Origin of the sequence: Burkholderia sp. 8Y (assembly GCF_902506145.1) — a bacterium.
Classification (GTDB): Bacteria; Pseudomonadota; Gammaproteobacteria; order Burkholderiales; family Burkholderiaceae; genus Caballeronia.
In genome coordinates this window covers 1,380,843-1,398,217 of sequence record NZ_LR733520.1, presented here as the reverse complement: position 1 = coordinate 1,398,217, position 17,375 = coordinate 1,380,843, and the positions used below count along the sequence as shown (strand labels likewise).

Below are 17,375 nucleotides of genomic sequence, written 5' to 3'. Positions count from 1 at the left end.
GGCGGGGATACCCGTAAAGCGAGGTCCGCGCGGCGGCTCAGAGGCGCCGGATCGGGTCCTTGTCGGGCGGCGCGTCCGGATGCTGCGGCTCGTCCGGACGATGTCCGGGCGACGGCGGCGTGAGCGGGTCGGCTTCCGGATCGCGGTTCGGGTCCGCGATCGGGTCCGGAACGGGACTGGTCTGCATGTCGAATTTCATCGCGGTCTCCGAAGGAAAGTCACAGGGCGTCGTGCACGGCCGGCATATGCAGCGTGAACGGACGGCCCGGATGCGCGTCTTCGACATGGGACAACTCGGCGCGGGCGCGGCGCGTGATCGCGTCGCTGCCGACGCCGCGCGGCTGCTCTGCCAGCACGATATGCGGCGTGCCGAGCGCGCGGGCGACGGCGACGGGCGAGGGCGCGGCGGCGTCGTCGGAAACGAGAAGCTGCGCATCGGCGATGAGGCGCGGCAGCGTGCGCGGCCCGACCGCGCCGGCCAGAAAGAGCGCCGCCGTCTGCATCGCGCCGAGCACGCCGGCGGTGCGCTCGGGGTCGGGCGCGTCGCCGACGATCGCGATCTGCCAGCCATCGGCGGCGAGCTGGTCGGCGACATCGGCGTATTGCTCGGCGCCCCACGCGGGCGTGGACTTGTGGCTGCCCGGATGAATCAGCACGAGCCGCTCGCGCTCGATGCCATGAAACGCGACGAGTTCGTCGTATTGCGCGTCCGACATGTCGCCGGACGAGCTCCGGGGCGCGGCGGTCGGCGCATCGGGGACGAGCGCGAGATCCGGGGAGAGCACGTCAGTCAGCTGTGAAAAGGGATGGGCTCGCATTCTGGCTCCTGCAAATGGCGTGGCCGCGTGAGCGGATTGCCGCGATGGACGCGGACGGCGGCGAGTGACGGGAGTGGATGCAGCATGTCCCATGCCCAGTTTGTCGTGCGAGGAGGCGCGAAAGCGAAATGAAACCGCCGCTTTGCGGGAAGCGGGAGCGGCGGTTCTCGATGCTTTCGTCGTGCGACGAGGTGCGAGAGCAAAGCAAAACCGCCGCTTTGCGGGAAGCGAAGGCGGCGGTCCTCGATGCTTTCGTCGTGCGACGAGGCGCGAGAGCAAAGCAAAACCGCCGCCCTGCGTGAAGGGAGAGCGACGGTTTCATGATGCTTTCGTCGTTCAACTAGGCGCGAAAGCGAAAAAGAACGAAGCGGCCGCCTAGCAGGAAGCGAGAGCGGCGGCTTTCGATGCGTTCGTCGTGCGACGAGGCGCGAAAGCAAAACCGCCGCCTCGCGGGGGCGCGAGCGATAGCGGCGGTTTCGTGATGCGCGCCCGATGCCGAAAGCCGCTCAGGTCTCGGTGTTGCCGTCGTCGGCGGGCAAAGTCTGCGGCGTGAAGGCGTCGGCGCGGCGCCGGATGCCATCGATTTCGCCGGTCACGAAAGTGCGGTTCTCGATGCTTTCGTCGTGCAACGAGGCGCCAAAGCAAAACCGCCGCCTCGCGGGAGCGAGAGCGGCGGTTTTCGATGCGCGCCCGATGCAGAAAGCCGCTCAGGTTTCGGTATGGCCGTCCTCGGCGGGCAAAGTCTGCGGCGTGAAGGCGTCGGCGCGCCGCCGGATGCCGTCGATTTCGCCGGTCACGAAAGTGCGGTTGTCGGCGGCGAGCGCCTGCTGATACGACGCGCCTTCCGGCACGCGATGCAGCAGCGCCCGCAATTCGCCCTGCGTCGTCTGCTCGACCGGTTCGTAGTCGTAGAGACCGAGCATGAGTTCGGCGCGCTCGTGCAGCAGGAACAGGCACGACGCGAACGCCGCGACAGCCAGCACTTCCTGCGCGCCGAAGCGGATTTCGCGCGGCAGCGGCGAAAACGGCAGCCACGCGACGAGGGCCGCGCCGACGAGCGCCAGCGCGATGGTCGCATGCAGCAGCCAGCCGGCGCGGGCGACGATGCGCTCGCGTTCGGTCCGCAACTGGCGCGCCGACTTCGGCACGAGCGCGGTCACGGAGAGTTGCTGCTGAAGAGCGTCGAGCGGGAGAGCGGCCATGAACGTGTCTGGAAAAGCGCCAAAGCGGCGCGACACCGGTATAACGCCCTGCTTACAAGACCGTTGACGATGCTTTCGTCTTGTTGCGCTCTGTTTCCTGTTGTTGCATTTTCGCCGGCGAAACGGCCGCGTTCAGCGCGTCGGATCCTTTACCGGCGTGCGTACCGTGGCGGTGCCGTCGGCGATCTGCTGCGCGAACACGAGCGCCTCGACGATCGTTCCGAACACTTCCTCGCGGATTTTGTCGTCCGTCAGGCGCAGCAGATACGACGGATGATAGGTCGGCACGACGATGCGCCCCTTGTGCTCGATCGTCTTGCCGAGATACTCGGAAAGCGCCGTGCGATGCCCGGTGAGCGCCTTCAGCGCCGTGGCCCCGAGCGCGACGACCACTTTCGGCCCGATGCGCGTCAGTTCTTCTTCGAGCCAGTGGCGGCAAGCTTCGCGCTCGCGCTGCGACGGCGTGACGTGCAGCCGCTCGCTGTCCTGTCCGTGCGCGTCCCACTTGAAATGCTTCACCGCGTTGGTCAGATACAGCGACTCGCGTTCGAGCTGCGCCTCGCGGATGGCGTCGTCGAGCAGTTTCCCCGCCGGACCGACGAACGGCTTGCCCTCGCGGTCTTCGTGATCGCCCGGCTGCTCGCCGACCAGCATCACGCGCGCGCCCGCCGGGCCCGCGCCCGGCACGGCCTGCGTCGCGTTGCGCCAGAGCGAGCAGCGTTTGCACGCGTCGAGCGAAGGCGGCTCCTTCAGCGACGTGCCGTTGAGCGGCTCCAGGTCCGTATTGAGCGCGACTTCCATGTCCGCCGGCACGTTGCGCGGATGGCGGTCGCGCCGCGTGTAGGGATCGGCGCGGGCGATCAGCGCGGGATCGGCGCGCTCGTTTTCCGGGCTTTTCCAGTAGCGCACCGGCATGTGCGACGCCATTTCGGCGGCATTTTCCTGCGCCGGCGTGAACGTGCTCTCGTAATACGCGAGCCACAACGCCTCGATGGCGTCGCCGCTCACGGCCTCGCCGCTCATGGCGTCCGGACCCACGCCGAAGTCCATCGGCTTTTCCTCCGGCTCGCTCGTGCGGTCCACGCGCAACAGCGCGCCGTCCCAGAAAGCCGCGCCGTGCGGCGTGGCGATCATCCACGTGGCGCTGCCCATGCGCGTGGCGAAATACATGGCGGCGTGCTCCAGCAGGTCGTGCACCGGCTCGCACCAACTGATGAACTCCGGCGGCCCGAGCGACGAATCCCGATGCCTGAAGCGCAACGTCTTGCGCATTCGGGTTTCCTCGGCCTCCACGATTTCGATCATTCGACACAGGCGCTGCCCGTCTTCGTCTTCCGGCGAGGCCACTGCGCGGTCCCCCTGCGTCCAGCGCCACAGCACCTTGTAGAGAAACGGCCAGCGGTCCGGCGCGCGGTAACACGCCGCCGTTCCCAGCATGGCGAGAAATTCGCGGGCGATTTTCACGGGCTTGGGCGCATTCGGGTTCGCCGGGCCGCACGGCGAACCAACCGTGCCGAACACGGTGGCCGATGCGCTCGACTCCCGCCACAGCACGTCTTCCGGCGGCACGCCCTCCATGACGAGCGAGCGCGCGACGGTGCGCCATGCAGCGAACGACGGATCAAGAGTGACGCTTTTCATCGGAAACCGGAACCAGAAAATGCCGAAAAGTACTGTATATCCATACAGTGATTCTAGCGATGGCTCCGGCTTCTAGGCAATCTTTTTAAGATGATCGCGCCCTTTTGACGCTGCGGCCCGCGTGCAATCAGCCTTGCTGCAAATCGCCCGGCTGATCGACGTCGCGCAGCACGTTCGGGTCATCGACTTCGATGAGGAGCGGCGCGGCTGTCGCGAAAATGGCGCGCGCCCCGGCGTCGCCGTCGAGCGCGGCGAGCGTCGCCCGATGCGCCATGCCGAATCCCACCGGATGCCCGCGCTGTCCGCGATACGACGGCGCGACGAGCGCCGCGCCGGCATCCAGCGGCCGCGCGACGGCTTCGATGGTCGCCGGCTCGATCCACGGCATGTCGCCGAGCGCGACGATCCATCCATCCGCCTCGGCAGTCGCGCGCACGGCCGCGGCGAGCGTCGCGCCCATGCCGCGCGCGGCGTCCGCGCTGAAAATCACGTCGCAGCCGGCTTCGTTGAGCACGTCCGCGAGCTTGTCCGCGCCCGGCCGCACGACCGCGATCACGTCGGATACGACCGAAAGCAGCCGCCGCGCGGACTGGAACACGACCGGCGTGCCGCCCGGCAGCGTCGCGAGCAGCTTGTTGTGCAGGCCGGAAGGATCGAAGCGGGTGCCGAGGCCCGCCGCCAGCAGGATGCCGGTCGCAGTGGACGAATAGGTCATCGCGCGGCTCGTGGGAGAAAGAGACATCGATTGTGCAGTGCGTCGAGAAGCGGGGCAAGCGCGAAGAATGCCGCGCTTGGCCCCTTGCATCGCAGCTTTAGACGGTGCGCGGCATCACCTTGTCGAGCGTGATCGGCAAATCCCGCACGCGCACGCCCGTCGCGTGATACACCGCATTGCCGAGCGCCCCGGCCACGCCCGTGTTGCCGATCTCGCCGATTCCCCGCACGCCCAGCGGATTGATGAACGGATCCGGCCTGCCGACGAACGCGATGTCGAGCTGCCCGATGTCCGCGTTCACCGGCACGTGATACTCCGCCAGATTGGCGTTCGTGTAGCGGCCGTAGCGCGGGTCGAGATCGCTCTTTTCCATGAGCGCGGAGCCGACGCCCCACACGATTCCGCCCATCAACTGGCTATGCGCGGTCTTTTCGTTGAGCAGGTTGCCGACGTCGTACACGCCGACGATGCGCGGCACGCGGATCGTGCCGAGGTCCGCATCGACATGCACTTCCGCGAATACCGCGCCGAACGAATGGAACGCGTATTCCTTCTTCTCGTCGCCGGGTTTGGTCGTCGCGGCCGCTTCGATCGGCTTGCCGCCGTTGCGCGCGATGACGGCCGCCGCCGGATCGCGCTTGTCCGGGTTCGAGCGGCTCACGACCCAGCCGTTCGCGACGGTCACGTCGTCGCGCGGCAATCCCGCGACGGGCGAGCCGCGATCGGCGATCGCCATCGCGATGAGCTGATCGCGCGCCTGTCTCGACGCCGCCTGCACCGCCGGGGACACGCTCGCGACCGATCGCGAGCCGCCCGAGCCGGGCGCCTTCGGCAGCGACGAATCGCCGAGCGCGAAATTGACGTAGCCGGGCGGAAAGCCGAGCGCGTCCGCCGCGACCTGCGTCATGACCGTGTACGTGCCCGTGCCGAGATCTTGCGTGCCGGCAGCGACCATCGCGGTGCCGTCGGGGAGAATGCGCGCGATCGCGGACGACTCGCTGCGATTGGCGGGATACGTCGCGGTCGCCACGCCCCAGCCGACGAGCGTATTGCCGTCACGCATCGAGCGCGGCGCGGCGCTGCGCCTCGACCAGCCGAATGTGCGCGCGCCTTCCTGGTAGCAGTCCATCAGCGCCTTGCTCGACCACGGCTTCTTTTCCTGCGGCTCCATGTTCGCGTAATTCTTGATGCGGAACGCGAGCGGGTCCATGGCGAGTTGATACGCCATTTCGTCCATCGCCGTTTCGAGCGCGAACGAGCCGCTCATTTCGCCGGGCGCGCGCATGAAGGTCGGCGTGCCGACATCCAGCTTCACGAGCTTGTGCGACGTCGACAGATTCGGCACCGCGTACGCCATGCGCGTGACGATCGCGGCGCTTTCGCTCCAGTCCTCGAACGTCGACGTGGTCGACACGACATCGTGCCGCATGCCGGTCAGCGTGCCGTCCTCGCGCGCGCTGACCGCGATGCGCTGCTCGGTGAACGGCCGATTGCCGACCATGCCGAACATCTGCGTCCGGTCCAGCACGAGCTTGACGGGCCGGCCGGTCTGCTTCGACGCCATCGCCGCGAGCACGACATGCGACCACACCGAGCCCTTGCAGCCGAAGCCGCCGCCGACGAACGGGCAGATCACGCGCACATCGTCTTCCGGAATGCCGAAGAACTTCGCCACTGAACTGCGCGCGCCGGAAACGCCTTGCGTCGTGTCGTAGAGCGTGAGCTTCGGGCCGTCCCAGCGCGCGAGCGTCGCGTGCGGCTCCATCGGATTGTGATGCTCGTTGGGCGTCGTATAGACCGCGTTCAGGCGCGTCGGGCCTTGGCGCAGGCCGGCGTCGACGTCGCCGCGCCGGGTCGTGATCGCGCGGCCCATCATCTTCTCCGGCTGATACGCCGTGTGCCGCGCGCGCTCGAAATCCGCGTTCGGCGTCGCGGCGTCGTAGCGGATATCGACGAAGCGCGCCGCGCCCTGTGCATGTTCGAGCGTGTCCGCGACGACGACCGCCACCGGCTCGTTGCTATAGCGCACCTCGTTGGTTTGCAAGAGCGAGAGGCCGCGCACCGCAGGCGGTTCGGTGTCGGGAACGCCGCTGCGCGGCAGGCGCATCGCGTTCCGGTGCGTCATCACGAAAAGCACGCCGGGCATCGACTGCGCGCGGCTGGCGTCGATCGACGCGATGCGGCCTTTCGCGACCGTGCTCGTGATGAGCACCGCGTGCGCGAGCTTGGCGTCGCTGTTGTCGCCGCTATAACGCGCCTGGCCCGTGACCTTCAGCACGCCGTCGGTGCGATCCATCGGTTGACCGATGACACTCATGCGACACCTCCTGACACGGTTCCGGCTTGTTGAACGGCCCGTACGATCGCCCGCTCTGCGAGCATCACCTTGAACGCGTTGTCGCGGCGCGGCGCGGCGCCCTGCACCGCGAGCGCGGCGGCGCTTTGCAGCGTGGCCCGATCGAGCGTCTTGCCGACGAGCGCCGCTTCCGTCGCACTCGCGCGCCACGGCTTATGCGCGACGCCGCCAAGCGCGATGCGCGCGGTTCTGACCGTGTTGCCGTCCATCTGCAACGCCGCTGCGACGGAGACGAGCGCGAACGCGTAGCTCGCCCGGTCGCGGATTTTCAGATACTTCGAATGCTCGGCGAAAAGCGGCGGCGGCAGATCGACGGCGGTGATCAGTTCGCCCGGTTTCAGCGTCGTATCGAGATCGGGCCGGTCGCCCGGCAGCCGATGAAACTCCGCGAACGGAATCGCCCGCTCGCCGTTCGGACCGGTCACGCGCACGACGGCATCGAGCGCGGCGAGCGCCACGCTCATGTCCGACGGATTCGTCGCGATGCACTGGCTGCTCGCGCCGAGAATCGCGTGGATGCGCGTGTTGCCGTCGAGCGCCGCGCACCCGCTGCCGGGCGCGCGCTTGTTGCACTGGGGAAAGCCGGTGTCGTAGAAGTAGTAGCAGCGCGTGCGCTGCATCAGATTGCCGCCGACGGTCGCCATGTTGCGCAGTTGCGCCGATGCGCCCGCCAGCAGCGCCTGCGACAGCAGCGGATAACGCTCGCGGACCCAGGTGTGATTGGCGGCGTCGCTGTTACGCACGAGCGCGCCGATGCGCAAGCCGCCATCGGCCAACGGCGTGACGCCGTTGAGACCGTCGATATGCGTGATGTCGACGAGCCGCGCCGGGCGCGCCACGCCGTTTTTCATCAGATCGAGCAGGTTGGTGCCGCCGCCGATGAACACCGTGCCCGGCTGCCCGCCCGCCTGCACCGCCGAGCCGATGTCGGCGGCGCGCTGATAGGAGATCGCGTCCATGTCGTCTCCCTCAGCCGCGCGTCGAAGCGACGGTTTTCACCGCCGCGACGATATTCGGATACGCGCCGCAGCGGCAGATGTTGCCGCTCATGCGCTCGCGGATTTCGTCGTCGGAAAGCTGCGGCGGGCGAAAGCGGACGTCGGCGGTCGCGGCGCTCGCGTCGCCATTGCGGTATTCGTCGATGAGCGCCGTCGCCGAGCACAACTGGCCCGGCGTGCAGTAGCCGCACTGAAACGCGTCCTTCTCGATGAACGCCTGTTGCAGCGGGCTGAGCGCATTGGCGGCGGGCGCGAGGCCCTCGACGGTCGTCACGCTTTCGCCCTCGTGCATGACGGCGAGCGTCAGACACGAATTGATGCGCCTGCCCGCGACGATGACCGTGCACGCGCCGCACTGGCCGCGGTCGCAGCCTTTCTTCGTGCCGGTGAGACCGGCGTATTCGCGCAAGGCATCGAGGAGCGTGGTGCGCGCTTCGACCTGCAATTCGTACGGATGGCCGTTGATGGTGAGCCTCACTGGCATGACCGGCGCGGCGGAGGGCGGCATCGGCGTGGAAGCCTGCGCGTCCGCTTGTTGCGGGCCGGCTTGCTGCGCGTGCGCGAGCGGCGTCGCGGTCACGGCCGCCGCCGCCGCGGCCGATTGAAGAAAGCGCCTGCGCGACGGCTTTTGCGCCGCGTCGTCGACGTGAGATGACGGTTTATTGACTGGGGACATGGCGAAAGCAAGCTCCTCGCTCGTTCGGAAGGGCGCCGTCCGGCTCGGGTCTTCGTGGGCTTATCGCTCGCGACCGACGCGACTTTCGGTCGATGAGCGCCAATGTCCGGGTCCACGCGGCGCAAGGTGTCTGCGAGGCGGAACAGCGCCAACTGTAAGGCGACCGAACGTTCGGCAACTCGCGACGGTCTGTCTAAGCAAGTCGGGTGCCACGGTGCGCGGCGCGGGCGTCCGGCCACGGGCGTGCCGAACGTTGCACGTAAATACTGCATAGGCGGGTAATTCCGCGTTCTCTCCGGCGTGCGATCGTTTCGCTATTTGTCAGGGACGAAGCCGCACTTTGTGACGTTCTCGCGGCGGCCCGCGACGCACAATCGCATTCAATCCGCTCCGAATTTCGTCCATGACAGCCGACGCCGATCGCTACCACGCCGCCTTTTCCCACTACTCGAACGCCCGCTTCGACGATGCGCTAGCGGTGCTCGCGCCGCTGCTCGCGAGCCGGGCCGCGACGAGCGACGTGCTGAACCTCGCGGCGATGTGCGCGTTCCGTGCGGATCGGCAAGAACTGGCCGATGTTTGTTGGCGGCGCGCAATGAACGAGCATCCGGACGACGCTGGGCTGTACAGCAACTTCGCCAGCGCGCTGACCGCCCGTGGGCGCCTGAACGAAGCGCAGACCCTGTATCGCCGGGCCGTCGAACTGCGGCCGGATTTCGCCGAGGCGCACTACAACCTGGCGAACGTGCTGGAGAAGCTCGGCCATCCCGAGGAAGCGGAAGCAACCTTGCGGCAGGCGCTGCGCCTGAAACCGGACTTCGCGGAAGCGCACCTGAACCTCGCGAAGCTGCTCGCGCACGCGCGCCGCCTGCCCGAAGCCGAAGCGGCGTACCGGCAGGCGCTGGCCGCGCGGCCCGGCTATCCGGAAGCGCACAACAATTTCGGCAATCTGCTGAAAGACGCCGGCCGGTTCGATGAAGCCGTGGCGCAGCTTCGGCAGGCCGTCGCCGCTCGCCCGGACTGGGCGGACGCGCATTTCAATCTCGGCAACGCGCAGCACGCGCAGGGATCGCTCGGGGATGCCGGGCGCGCGTACCGGACCGCCGTCGCGCTGCGTCCGGATTTTGCCGGGGCGCTGAACAATCTCGGCGGCGTGCTGGACGCGCTCGGCTGCCTGAAGGACGCGGAAGAGGTGTATCGGCGCGTGCTTGGCATCGAGCCCGATTCGGCGGACGCGCACTTCAATCTCGCCAACGTGATTTATCGCGATGTCGCGCTCGGACGCCGCGCGCGGCTTGGGCAAGCGGAAGCGTTGTATCGCCGCGCGCTCGCGCTTCGGCCGGGCTTTGCCGCTGCGTTGATGAACCTCGGCAATCTGCTCAGAGAGGACAACGCGCGTTCGGCCGAGGCTCAGGCCGTCTTTCGCGAGGCGCTGCGCGTCGATCCCGAATCCGCCGATGCGCGGCTCAATCTCGCGACGGCGCTCCTGCGCGCGGGCGACTTCGCGCAAGGATGGGCCTGTTTCGAAGCCCGCTACGACGCGCGCCTCTCGCAGCGTTCGGTCTTCCCGCCGGACGTGGCCTATCCGCAGTGGCGCGGCGAACCGCTCGCGGGCAAGTCGCTGCTCGTCGTGACGGAGCAGGGCTTCGGCGACAGCATCCAGTTCATTCGCTATCTGCCGATGCTCAAGGCCCAAGGCGCGTCAAAGTTGACGGTCGTGTGTCCGCCGGCGCTGGTCGCGCTGCTCGAATCGGTCGATGGCGTCGCGCAATGCATCACGCCCGACGCGCTTCCCGCGTTGCCGCCGCAGGATTACTGGTGCTTTCTGATGAGCCTGCCCGCGCTCGCCGGCACGACGCTCGACACCATTCCCCGCGCCGCGCCTTATTTGCACGCGAGCGCATCGCGCATCGACTATTGGCGCGGCCGCCTGGCCGGCACGCTCAAAATCGGCATTGCGTGGTCGGGCGAGCCGCGCCCGTGGATGCCCGATTCGTTCGGCGCGTTCAGCCGCCGCTGGCTCGATGCGCGCCTGTGCGAGCCGCTTCTCGCCACGCCCAACGTGACCTTCGTCAGTCTGCAAAAGGGGCCGATGGCGCGCGCCCAGATCGCCACGCTGCCCGAGCGGCTGCGCCCGCTCGATCCCATGAACGATGTCGCGGATTTCGCCGATACGGCGGCGATCATCGCGTCGCTGGACCTCGTGATTTCGGTGGATACGGCGGTCGCGCATCTGGCGGGCGCGCTCGGCAAGCCCGTGTGGATACTGCTGTGCGCGAACGCCTGCTGGCGCTGGCTGGATGCCGCCGACGCCCCCGACGACTCGCCCTGGTATCCCGGCGCGCGTCTGTTCCGGCAGCGCGCGCCCGGTCAGTGGGACGAGGTGATCGAGCGCGTCGTGGCTGCGCTCGCCGCGTGGCGTCGCATGACGCGCGTCACGCCTCGCTTTCCATGATGCGGTCGATCCATCGCGCGTTTTCGCCCGCCGATCCGATGCCCGCGTGCTTCGCCATCGGCACGAAGAAATGCGTGGCGATCGGCAGCTTCGAATGGTCGAGCCAGTTCGTCAGATGCGCTTCCAGCCGCCGCGCGGGCGCGCGCAGTTCTTCGCGCAGAACAGGCGGCAGTTGTTCGAAGTGACGCATGTCCGTCTGGTACGGCTCGGGCGCGACGCACAGCGCGTTCGGGCGGCCTTCGACATCGGCGGGAAGGCGTTCCAGCGCCTGATGCAGGAGCGCCACGCCGAGTCCTTCGCCGCGCCACGGCTTGCGCACTTCCCATTGGCTGATGTAGATCACGCGATGCGTGCTGAAGACTTCGCACAGCCGCTCGTGTCCGAGCGCCTCCGTCGATGCCAGCGCGAGCGAAAGCATCTCGCCGGAGTAGGTGTCGAGCGTATAGACGAGATCGGCGCTTTTCGTGAGCGACGGCACCTTGACGAGCTTCAGTTCGACCGCCGCCGCGACAATATCGCTGCCCGCCTCGTGGAACACGGCGAACGCCGTGCCGAGCCGCTCGTCGTCGACTTGCGGATACTCGTGGCGGTAGGTCATCGTGAAAAGCAGCGGACCGATTTTCTCGCGATACGCGAGCGGCCGGTCCACGTCGTAGTCGTCGGTGCCTTGCAGGCCGTACGGGTCGTAGTCGCGCTTCTCGCGGCGCTCGCCGTTGTCCACGGCAGAGGCGAGCGCCGCGAGCGGCCGGCGCGATTCCGGCACGAGATCTTCCGGCAGCCCTTCCCACGACAGACGCAGGAACTCGCGTCCGCCGCGATAGTGCGCCTCGAATAGCGACGCGACCGGCGCGCCCGCCACGGGATCGAGAATGCGCTGCGCGCATTCCAGCGCGCGGTCGAGCAACTGATCGGCTTCGGCGGGATCGGGGGCGAGCGGCGGTTCGTCGGCTTGCGGCGCGGCGGGCAGCCCTTGCGCCACGCGCGCTTTGTGCGCCAGTTCGAGCCATTCGTCGGCGGCGCGCTCGGCGATGAAACCCGCCGCGATCCGGTAGCCGGTCAGCACCACCGACTGGCCCGTGTCGCCGAGCGGGAACACGTATTCGTCGGACATGGCTTCATCGACGGTGACGGAGGCGAACGTTTCGCGCGGCAGCGCCGCGTTCGCCACGGAGTCGAAACGGGCGTGGGACAGGACATGCGCGGCGAGGTCGGACGCGGCGGGACCGAATTCCGAACCCGGTCCGGGAAGCAGCTTCAGAAGGGGTAAGGCGATGGCGTTGCCGAGGGTGCCGATGGTGCCAGAGGTGCTCATGGGTGCCGTCTCCGATCGTGAACGGCTATCGTAACAAACCGTGCCACTTCAGGAGAGCGGGCGCACGACGTGCTTCATGCTCGACAATTCGACTCGGCTGCGGAGAAGCGCGATGAACAGCGACATTCACGAAGGCGGCTGCGCGTGCGGCGCGTTTCGCTTTCGCGCGAGGGGCACGCCGCGGCGCGTGGCGCTGTGTCACTGCATGACGTGCCGGCGCGTGCACGGTTCTGTGTTCGGCGCCTACGCGATCTTCGCCCGCGACGACGTCGACATGAGCGGCGAGCTCAAAACGTGGGAGAGTTCGGAAGATGGGCGGCGGCATTTCTGCCCGGTCTGCGGATCGGTGGCGTACATGGAGTTCGTGAGCCGCCCGGAAGTGGACTTGCCGCTCGGCGCGTTCGATGAGACCGGCATCTTCGAGCCGACCTACGAACTCTGGTGCGTGCACCGGGAACCGTGGCTGCCCGCTGGCGCGCGCCCCGAGTACGCCGGGGAGCGGCCGGCATGAACGCATGTCGCCGACGCTTCCGTCCCAAAAGGTGAGCGCCATGCCGGAGCGCGAAGGGGGAAAGGGGCACATTCGCATCGGCATTTCGGGCTGGCGTTATGCCGGCTGGCGCGGCGTGTTCTATCCGAAGAAGCTCGCGCAGGCGCGCGAACTCGAATTCGCGTCGCGCGCAGTGCAGACGGTCGAGATCAACGGGTCCCACTATTCGCTGCAACGTCTTTCCAGCTGGCGAGCCTGGCACGAAGCCACGCCCGAGGGCTTCGTGTTCAGCGTCAAAGGGCCGCGCTATCTGACCCACATGCTGCGCTTTCGCGACGAAACGGCGATTCCCGCCATCGCCAATTTCTTCGCCTCGGGCGTGCTCGCGCTCGGCGGGAAGCTCGGGCCTTTCCTGTGGCAGTTTCCGCCGAACTTCAGTTTCAAGCCCGAATCGTTCGAACGCTTTCTCGAACTCTTGCCGAAGGACACGGAAGCCGCCGCCGCGCTCGCGCAGCAGCACGACACGCGCGTGAAGGAGCCGTGGTTCGAGGCGCGGCGCAAGCGGGCGCTGCGTCATGCAATCGAAATCCGTCATCCGAGCTTTTGCACCGATGCCTTCGTGCGGCTCCTGCGCAAGCACGGCGCGGCGCTCGTCGTGTCCGATTCGGTCGCGGACTGGCCGTATGCCGAGGACTTGACGTCGGACTTCGTGTATCTGCGGCTGCACGGCACCGAAACGCTCTACGGCGGCGCGTATTCGGACGACGCGCTCGACGGCTGGACGCGGCGCATCGAGCGATGGGCCGCGGGCGGGCAGATCGAGGACGCGCGGCTCATTTCGACGGCGGCGGCGCGCCGCCGCGCATCGCGCGATGTGTACTGCTACTTCGATAACGACCAGAAAGTGCAAGCGCCTTTCGATGCCCGCCGCCTGATGGAACGCCTCGGCGTGAGCCCGGAAAGCAGCGGCTGAACGGGCGGCATCGGGTCGGTTCGTGTCCGGATCGAACGGGACACGGATTGTCCCGCCGGAACTGCATCCTTCACTCAACGGTCCGACCGATTGCATTCGCGTCAGGAAAATAAGACGATAAGCGGCGTGCTTCGCGCGGAGAAAAACGCGGTCAACATAACGCGAGCGAGGCACGCGCGCCGGATGCGCATCAAGCGGCAGGATCGAGAAGTCTGACCTCCAATGCTTACGAGGAGCATCGATACCATGGCGAAGCAACCGGTTAGCGGCAGCGACAGGACCCATCCCGAGGGCGCGAAGTGCATCGGCGCGTGCGATCTGCACGAGCAGATCGAAGTGATCGTCATGCTGCGGCGCAAGGACGAAGCGGGCTTTCGCCAGATGATGGCGCGCATCGACGCGGGCGACGCGCCCGCGCAATCCGTCACGCGCGAGGAATTCGACAGGCGCTTCGGCGCATCCGAGCACGATGTCGAGAAGATCAAGAAGTTCGCGGCGCAAAACGGCCTGACCGTCGTGCGCGCCCAGCCGAGCACGCGCAGCGTCGTGCTGAAGGGCAGCATCGACCAGTTTCAGAAGGCCTTCGACGTGAAGCTCGAACGTTTCCAGCATCACAACATCGGCGAGTATCGCGGGCGCAGCGGCCCCGTGAGCGTGCCGGACGACATCCACGACGCCGTCACCGCCGTGCTCGGCCTCGACAGCCGGCCGCAGGCGCGTCCGCATTTTCGCTTCCGGCCGCCGTTCAAGCCGGCGCGCGGCCTTACGCCGTCTTCGTTCTCGCCGGTCGATCTCGCGCGTCTCTACGACTTTCCCGATGGCGACGGCGCGGGCGAGTGCATCGGCATCGTCGAACTCGGCGGCGGCTATCGCGATGCCGACCTCTCCGCGTACTTCTCGAAGCTCGGCGTCAAATCGCCGACCGTCGTGCCGGTGAGCGTGGACAACGCGAAGAACGCGCCGACCGGCAATGCGAACGGCCCCGACGGCGAAGTGACGCTCGATATCGAGATCGCGGGCGCGGTCGCGCCGGGCGCTCGCATCGCGGTGTACTTCGCGCCGAACAGCGACGCCGGTTTTGTCGATGCGGTGAATCGCGCTATTCACGACAACACGAACAAGCCGTCCGTGGTGTCAATCAGCTGGGGCGGACCGGAAGCGAACTGGACCGCGCAGTCCATCAACGCGTTCAACGACGTGCTGCAAAGCGCCGCCGCGCTCGGCGTGACGGTGTGCGCGGCGGCGGGCGACAGCGGTTCGTCGGACGGCGCGGGCGACGGCACGGATCACGTCGATTTTCCGGCCTCGAGTCCGTATGTGCTCGGCTGCGGCGGCACGAGCCTCTCGGCGTCGGCGCAGTCCATCACGCATGAAGTCGTCTGGAACGACGGCGATCAGGGCGGCTCGGGCGGCGGCGGGGTCAGCGCGGTGTTCGCGCTGCCCGCATGGCAGAAGGGCCTGAGCGTGGCGCACACGGGCGGCAAGCGCACGCCGCTTTCGAAGCGCGGCGTGCCGGACGTCGCCGCGGACGCATCGCCGCAGACCGGCTACGAAGTCGTGATCGACGGCGAGGAAACGGTCGTCGGCGGCACGAGCGCGGTGGCGCCGCTGTGGGCCGCGCTGATCGCGCGCATCAACGCGATCAACGGGGCGCCGTGCGGCTTCGTCAACCCGAAGCTGTACAAGGCGCAAACCGCGTTTCACGACATCACGCAGGGCAACAACGGCAGCTTCGCGGCATCGGCGGGATGGGACGCGTGCACGGGCCTCGGCAGCCCGGACGGCGGCAAGATCGCCGCCGCGCTCACCCCCGCGAGCAGCCGGGCACGGCAGTCGAGCACAAGTTGAGGCACAACAGTGAACAACAACCACGACGACGATTCTGGAGCGACCACGATGAACTCCGATCCACTGGCAACGAAGACGATTCATGGCAATGCCGGCACGGGCGTCGCGCCCGAGGCGGGCGCGGTCGCGCCCCGGCCGCCCGAGGCGAGCGACGAACCTGCGGCGCGCGAACGCGCGGCGAAGGCGCCGGCCAAAACCACGGGCAAGAAGGACCAGCCCTACTTCGATCCGGTCGCCTACGGCAACGGTCCCGACGACTCGGTGGAACCCACCGAAGCCGACGAGAACGCCGCGATCACCCATCACACCGCGAATATTGGCGGCGAGAAGATCGCGTACACCGCGACTGTCGGCCATCTGGTGACGGTGGACCCGAGCAGTTCCAAGCCGGACGCGAAGATGTTCTACGTCGCGTTCACCAAGGACGGCGCGAAGGAGGAAGCGCGCCCGCTCACGTTCTTCTACAACGGCGGGCCGGGCTCCTCGTCGGTCTTCGTGCTGCTCGGCTCGTTCGCGCCGCGCCGCATCAGGACGGCCATGCCGAGCTTCACGCCGCCCGCGCCGTACGAGATGGAAGACAACCCGGACAGCCTGCTCGACAAGAGCGACCTGATCTTCATCAATCCGGTCGGCACGGGCTATTCGGCGGCGATCGCGCCGAACAAGAACCGCGACTTCTGGGGTGTCGATCAGGATGCGAATTCGATCAAGCAGTTCATCAAGCGTTATCTGACGAAGAACAACCGCTGGAATTCGCCGAAGTTCCTGTTCGGCGAATCGTATGGCACGGCGCGCAGTTGCGTGCTCGCGTACCGGCTGCACGAGGACGGCGTCGATCTGAACGGCATCACGCTGCAATCGTCGATCCTCGACTACCGGCAGGCGGGCAATCCGGTGGGCGCGCTGCCGACCGCCGCCGCCGATGCGTGGTATCACAAGAAGCTCGGCGTGCATCCGACGCCCACGAACCTGCTGAATTTCATGGAGGAAGTCGCGGAATTCGCGCGCACGGACTACCTGAACGCGCTGCGCAAGTTCCCGCAGACGGACGACGAAGTGGTCGAAAAGCTCGCGGAATACACGGGCATCGACAAGGTGACGCTGCTCGCGTGGAGCCTCGACATCGCCGCTTACGACAGTCGCGGCAACTCGCTTTTCCTGACGACGCTGCTCAAGTCGAAAGGCGAATCGCTCGGCTCTTACGATGGCCGCGTGACCGCGATTTCGACGGGCATCGCGGGCAAGATCGACCCGAACTCCGGCGGCAACGACCCGACCATGACGGCGGTGAGCGGCGTGTACACGTCGATGTGGAACACGTATCTCAACGAGCAATTGAAGTTCACGTCGACCTCCTCGTTCACGGATCTCAACGACCAGGCTTTCCTCAACTGGGACTTCAAGCACACCGATCCGACCGGCAAGGAAAAGGGCGTCGATGCGAAGGGCAACATCGTGCTCTACACGGCGGGCGATCTGGCCGCGGTGATGGCGCTGAACGTCGATCTGAAGGTGCTGTCCGCGAACGGCATGTACGACTTCGTGACGCCGTTCTACCAGACCATCCTCGATCTTCAGCAGATGCCGCTCATCGACAAAACGGTGCGGCAGAACCTCTCGGCGACGTTCTATCCGTCGGGGCACATGGTCTATCTCGACGGCGGTTCGCGCACGCAACTGAAGGCGGATCTCGCGAAGATGTACAGCGAGGCGACGTCGAACCACGAGGCCATGAGCCGGATCATCACGCTGCAGAAGATCACGGCGGACAAGGCGGGGAAGGCGCTTTCACCGGAGAACGCGCAGTAAGGCAGCGCGTGCCGTTTCAGCTTTCGCAACGGCACGCGCGAACGTGTCACAGGTCCGTCCGCTGTCCGATTGGCGCGTCCTG

14 protein-coding genes are annotated in these 17,375 nt (G+C 67.2%); 5 read left to right on the top strand and 9 right to left on the bottom strand.

Features of this window, described 5'->3' with window-relative positions; genetic code table 11:
* Positions 1–37 precede the first annotated feature (37 nt).
* The 8 genes from GV035_RS29125 to GV035_RS17005 all read right to left on the bottom strand — a co-directional run bounded on the left by GV035_RS29125 (position 38) and on the right by GV035_RS17005 (position 8,406).
* Positions 38–199, bottom strand: a complete 162-nt coding sequence (locus GV035_RS29125) for a hypothetical protein (RefSeq protein WP_174258043.1) — start codon at positions 197–199, stop codon at positions 38–40.
* Positions 200–218: 19 nt separating this feature from the next.
* Positions 219–818: a glycosyltransferase family 9 protein gene (locus tag GV035_RS17035; protein ID WP_159836191.1), complete on the bottom strand. Its 600-nt coding sequence runs from the start codon at positions 816–818 to the stop codon at positions 219–221.
* 707 nt (positions 819–1,525) lie between these two features.
* Positions 1,526–2,020: a hypothetical protein gene (locus tag GV035_RS17030; RefSeq protein ID WP_159836190.1), complete on the bottom strand. Its 495-nt coding sequence runs from the start codon at positions 2,018–2,020 to the stop codon at positions 1,526–1,528.
* 132 nt (positions 2,021–2,152) lie between these two features.
* Positions 2,153–3,661 (bottom strand): UdgX family uracil-DNA binding protein, encoded by a 1,509-nt coding sequence (locus GV035_RS17025; RefSeq protein ID WP_159836189.1) that lies wholly within the window; start codon positions 3,659–3,661, stop codon positions 2,153–2,155.
* Between the two features lie 127 nt (positions 3,662–3,788).
* Positions 3,789–4,376: a nucleotidyltransferase family protein gene (locus tag GV035_RS17020; RefSeq protein WP_159836188.1), complete on the bottom strand. Its 588-nt coding sequence runs from the start codon at positions 4,374–4,376 to the stop codon at positions 3,789–3,791.
* Positions 4,377–4,473: 97 nt separating this feature from the next.
* On the bottom strand, positions 4,474–6,693 hold the full coding sequence (locus GV035_RS17015; RefSeq protein ID WP_159836187.1) for a xanthine dehydrogenase family protein molybdopterin-binding subunit: 2,220 nt from the start codon (positions 6,691–6,693) through the stop codon (positions 4,474–4,476).
* On the bottom strand, positions 6,690–7,691 hold the full coding sequence (locus GV035_RS17010; RefSeq protein WP_159836186.1) for an FAD binding domain-containing protein: 1,002 nt from the start codon (positions 7,689–7,691) through the stop codon (positions 6,690–6,692). Before GV035_RS17010 ends, GV035_RS17015 begins: the two co-directional genes overlap by 4 nt.
* Before the next feature lie 10 nt (positions 7,692–7,701).
* The gene (locus GV035_RS17005; RefSeq protein WP_159836185.1) at positions 7,702–8,406 is read right to left on the bottom strand and encodes a 2Fe-2S iron-sulfur cluster-binding protein; all 705 of its coding nucleotides are present in this window, start codon (positions 8,404–8,406) and stop codon (positions 7,702–7,704) included.
* A 403-nt stretch (positions 8,407–8,809) separates the two neighbouring features.
* Here GV035_RS17005 and GV035_RS17000 point away from each other — a divergent pair, with 403 nt between their 5' ends.
* Positions 8,810–10,861, top strand: a complete 2,052-nt coding sequence (locus GV035_RS17000; RefSeq protein WP_159836184.1) for a tetratricopeptide repeat protein — start codon at positions 8,810–8,812, stop codon at positions 10,859–10,861.
* Here the strand turns inward: GV035_RS17000 and GV035_RS16995 are convergent.
* On the bottom strand, positions 10,842–12,173 hold the full coding sequence (locus GV035_RS16995) for an inositol monophosphatase (RefSeq protein ID WP_159836183.1): 1,332 nt from the start codon (positions 12,171–12,173) through the stop codon (positions 10,842–10,844). The genes GV035_RS17000 and GV035_RS16995 overlap by 20 nt on opposite strands.
* A gap of 112 nt (positions 12,174–12,285) precedes the next feature.
* Between GV035_RS16995 and GV035_RS16990 the strand changes: the two genes are divergently transcribed.
* The 4 genes from GV035_RS16990 to GV035_RS16975 all read left to right on the top strand — a co-directional run bounded on the left by GV035_RS16990 (position 12,286) and on the right by GV035_RS16975 (position 17,293).
* Entirely contained in the window at positions 12,286–12,684 is a 399-nt protein-coding gene (locus tag GV035_RS16990; RefSeq protein WP_159836182.1) for a GFA family protein, read from the top strand.
* A 40-nt stretch (positions 12,685–12,724) separates the two neighbouring features.
* Positions 12,725–13,636 carry a DUF72 domain-containing protein gene (locus tag GV035_RS16985; protein WP_159837992.1) on the top strand — a complete coding sequence of 304 codons (912 nt, stop codon included), beginning with the start codon at positions 12,725–12,727 and terminating at the stop codon, positions 13,634–13,636.
* Between the two features lie 246 nt (positions 13,637–13,882).
* Positions 13,883–15,484 (top strand): S53 family peptidase, encoded by a 1,602-nt coding sequence (locus GV035_RS16980; RefSeq protein ID WP_159836181.1) that lies wholly within the window; start codon positions 13,883–13,885, stop codon positions 15,482–15,484.
* Between the two features lie 48 nt (positions 15,485–15,532).
* The gene (locus GV035_RS16975) at positions 15,533–17,293 is read left to right on the top strand and encodes a S10 family peptidase (RefSeq protein ID WP_236572639.1); all 1,761 of its coding nucleotides are present in this window, start codon (positions 15,533–15,535) and stop codon (positions 17,291–17,293) included.
* The last annotated feature ends 82 nt before the right edge of the window (positions 17,294–17,375 follow it).

Bases quoted from the DNA above. Each gene is read 5' to 3' on its own strand.
- GV035_RS17035 (WP_159836191.1), bottom strand. From the start codon at position 818: ATGCGAGCCCATCCCTTTTCACAGCTGACTGACGTGCTCTCCCCGGAT.
- GV035_RS17015 (WP_159836187.1), bottom strand. From the start codon at position 6,693: ATGAGTGTCATCGGTCAACCGATGGATCGCACCGACGGCGTGCTGAAG.
- GV035_RS16995 (WP_159836183.1), bottom strand. From the start codon at position 12,173: ATGAGCACCTCTGGCACCATCGGCACCCTCGGCAACGCCATCGCCTTA.
- GV035_RS29125 (WP_174258043.1), bottom strand. From the start codon at position 199: ATGAAATTCGACATGCAGACCAGTCCCGTTCCGGACCCGATCGCGGAC.
- GV035_RS16980 (WP_159836181.1), top strand. From the start codon at position 13,883: ATGGCGAAGCAACCGGTTAGCGGCAGCGACAGGACCCATCCCGAGGGC.
- GV035_RS17010 (WP_159836186.1), bottom strand. From the start codon at position 7,691: ATGGACGCGATCTCCTATCAGCGCGCCGCCGACATCGGCTCGGCGGTG.
- GV035_RS16990 (WP_159836182.1), top strand. From the start codon at position 12,286: ATGAACAGCGACATTCACGAAGGCGGCTGCGCGTGCGGCGCGTTTCGC.
- GV035_RS17030 (WP_159836190.1), bottom strand. From the start codon at position 2,020: ATGGCCGCTCTCCCGCTCGACGCTCTTCAGCAGCAACTCTCCGTGACC.
- GV035_RS17005 (WP_159836185.1), bottom strand. From the start codon at position 8,406: ATGTCCCCAGTCAATAAACCGTCATCTCACGTCGACGACGCGGCGCAA.
- GV035_RS17025 (WP_159836189.1), bottom strand. From the start codon at position 3,661: ATGAAAAGCGTCACTCTTGATCCGTCGTTCGCTGCATGGCGCACCGTC.
- GV035_RS17000 (WP_159836184.1), top strand. From the start codon at position 8,810: ATGACAGCCGACGCCGATCGCTACCACGCCGCCTTTTCCCACTACTCG.
- GV035_RS16985 (WP_159837992.1), top strand. From the start codon at position 12,725: ATGCCGGAGCGCGAAGGGGGAAAGGGGCACATTCGCATCGGCATTTCG.
- GV035_RS17020 (WP_159836188.1), bottom strand. From the start codon at position 4,376: ATGACCTATTCGTCCACTGCGACCGGCATCCTGCTGGCGGCGGGCCTC.
- GV035_RS16975 (WP_236572639.1), top strand. From the start codon at position 15,533: ATGAACTCCGATCCACTGGCAACGAAGACGATTCATGGCAATGCCGGC.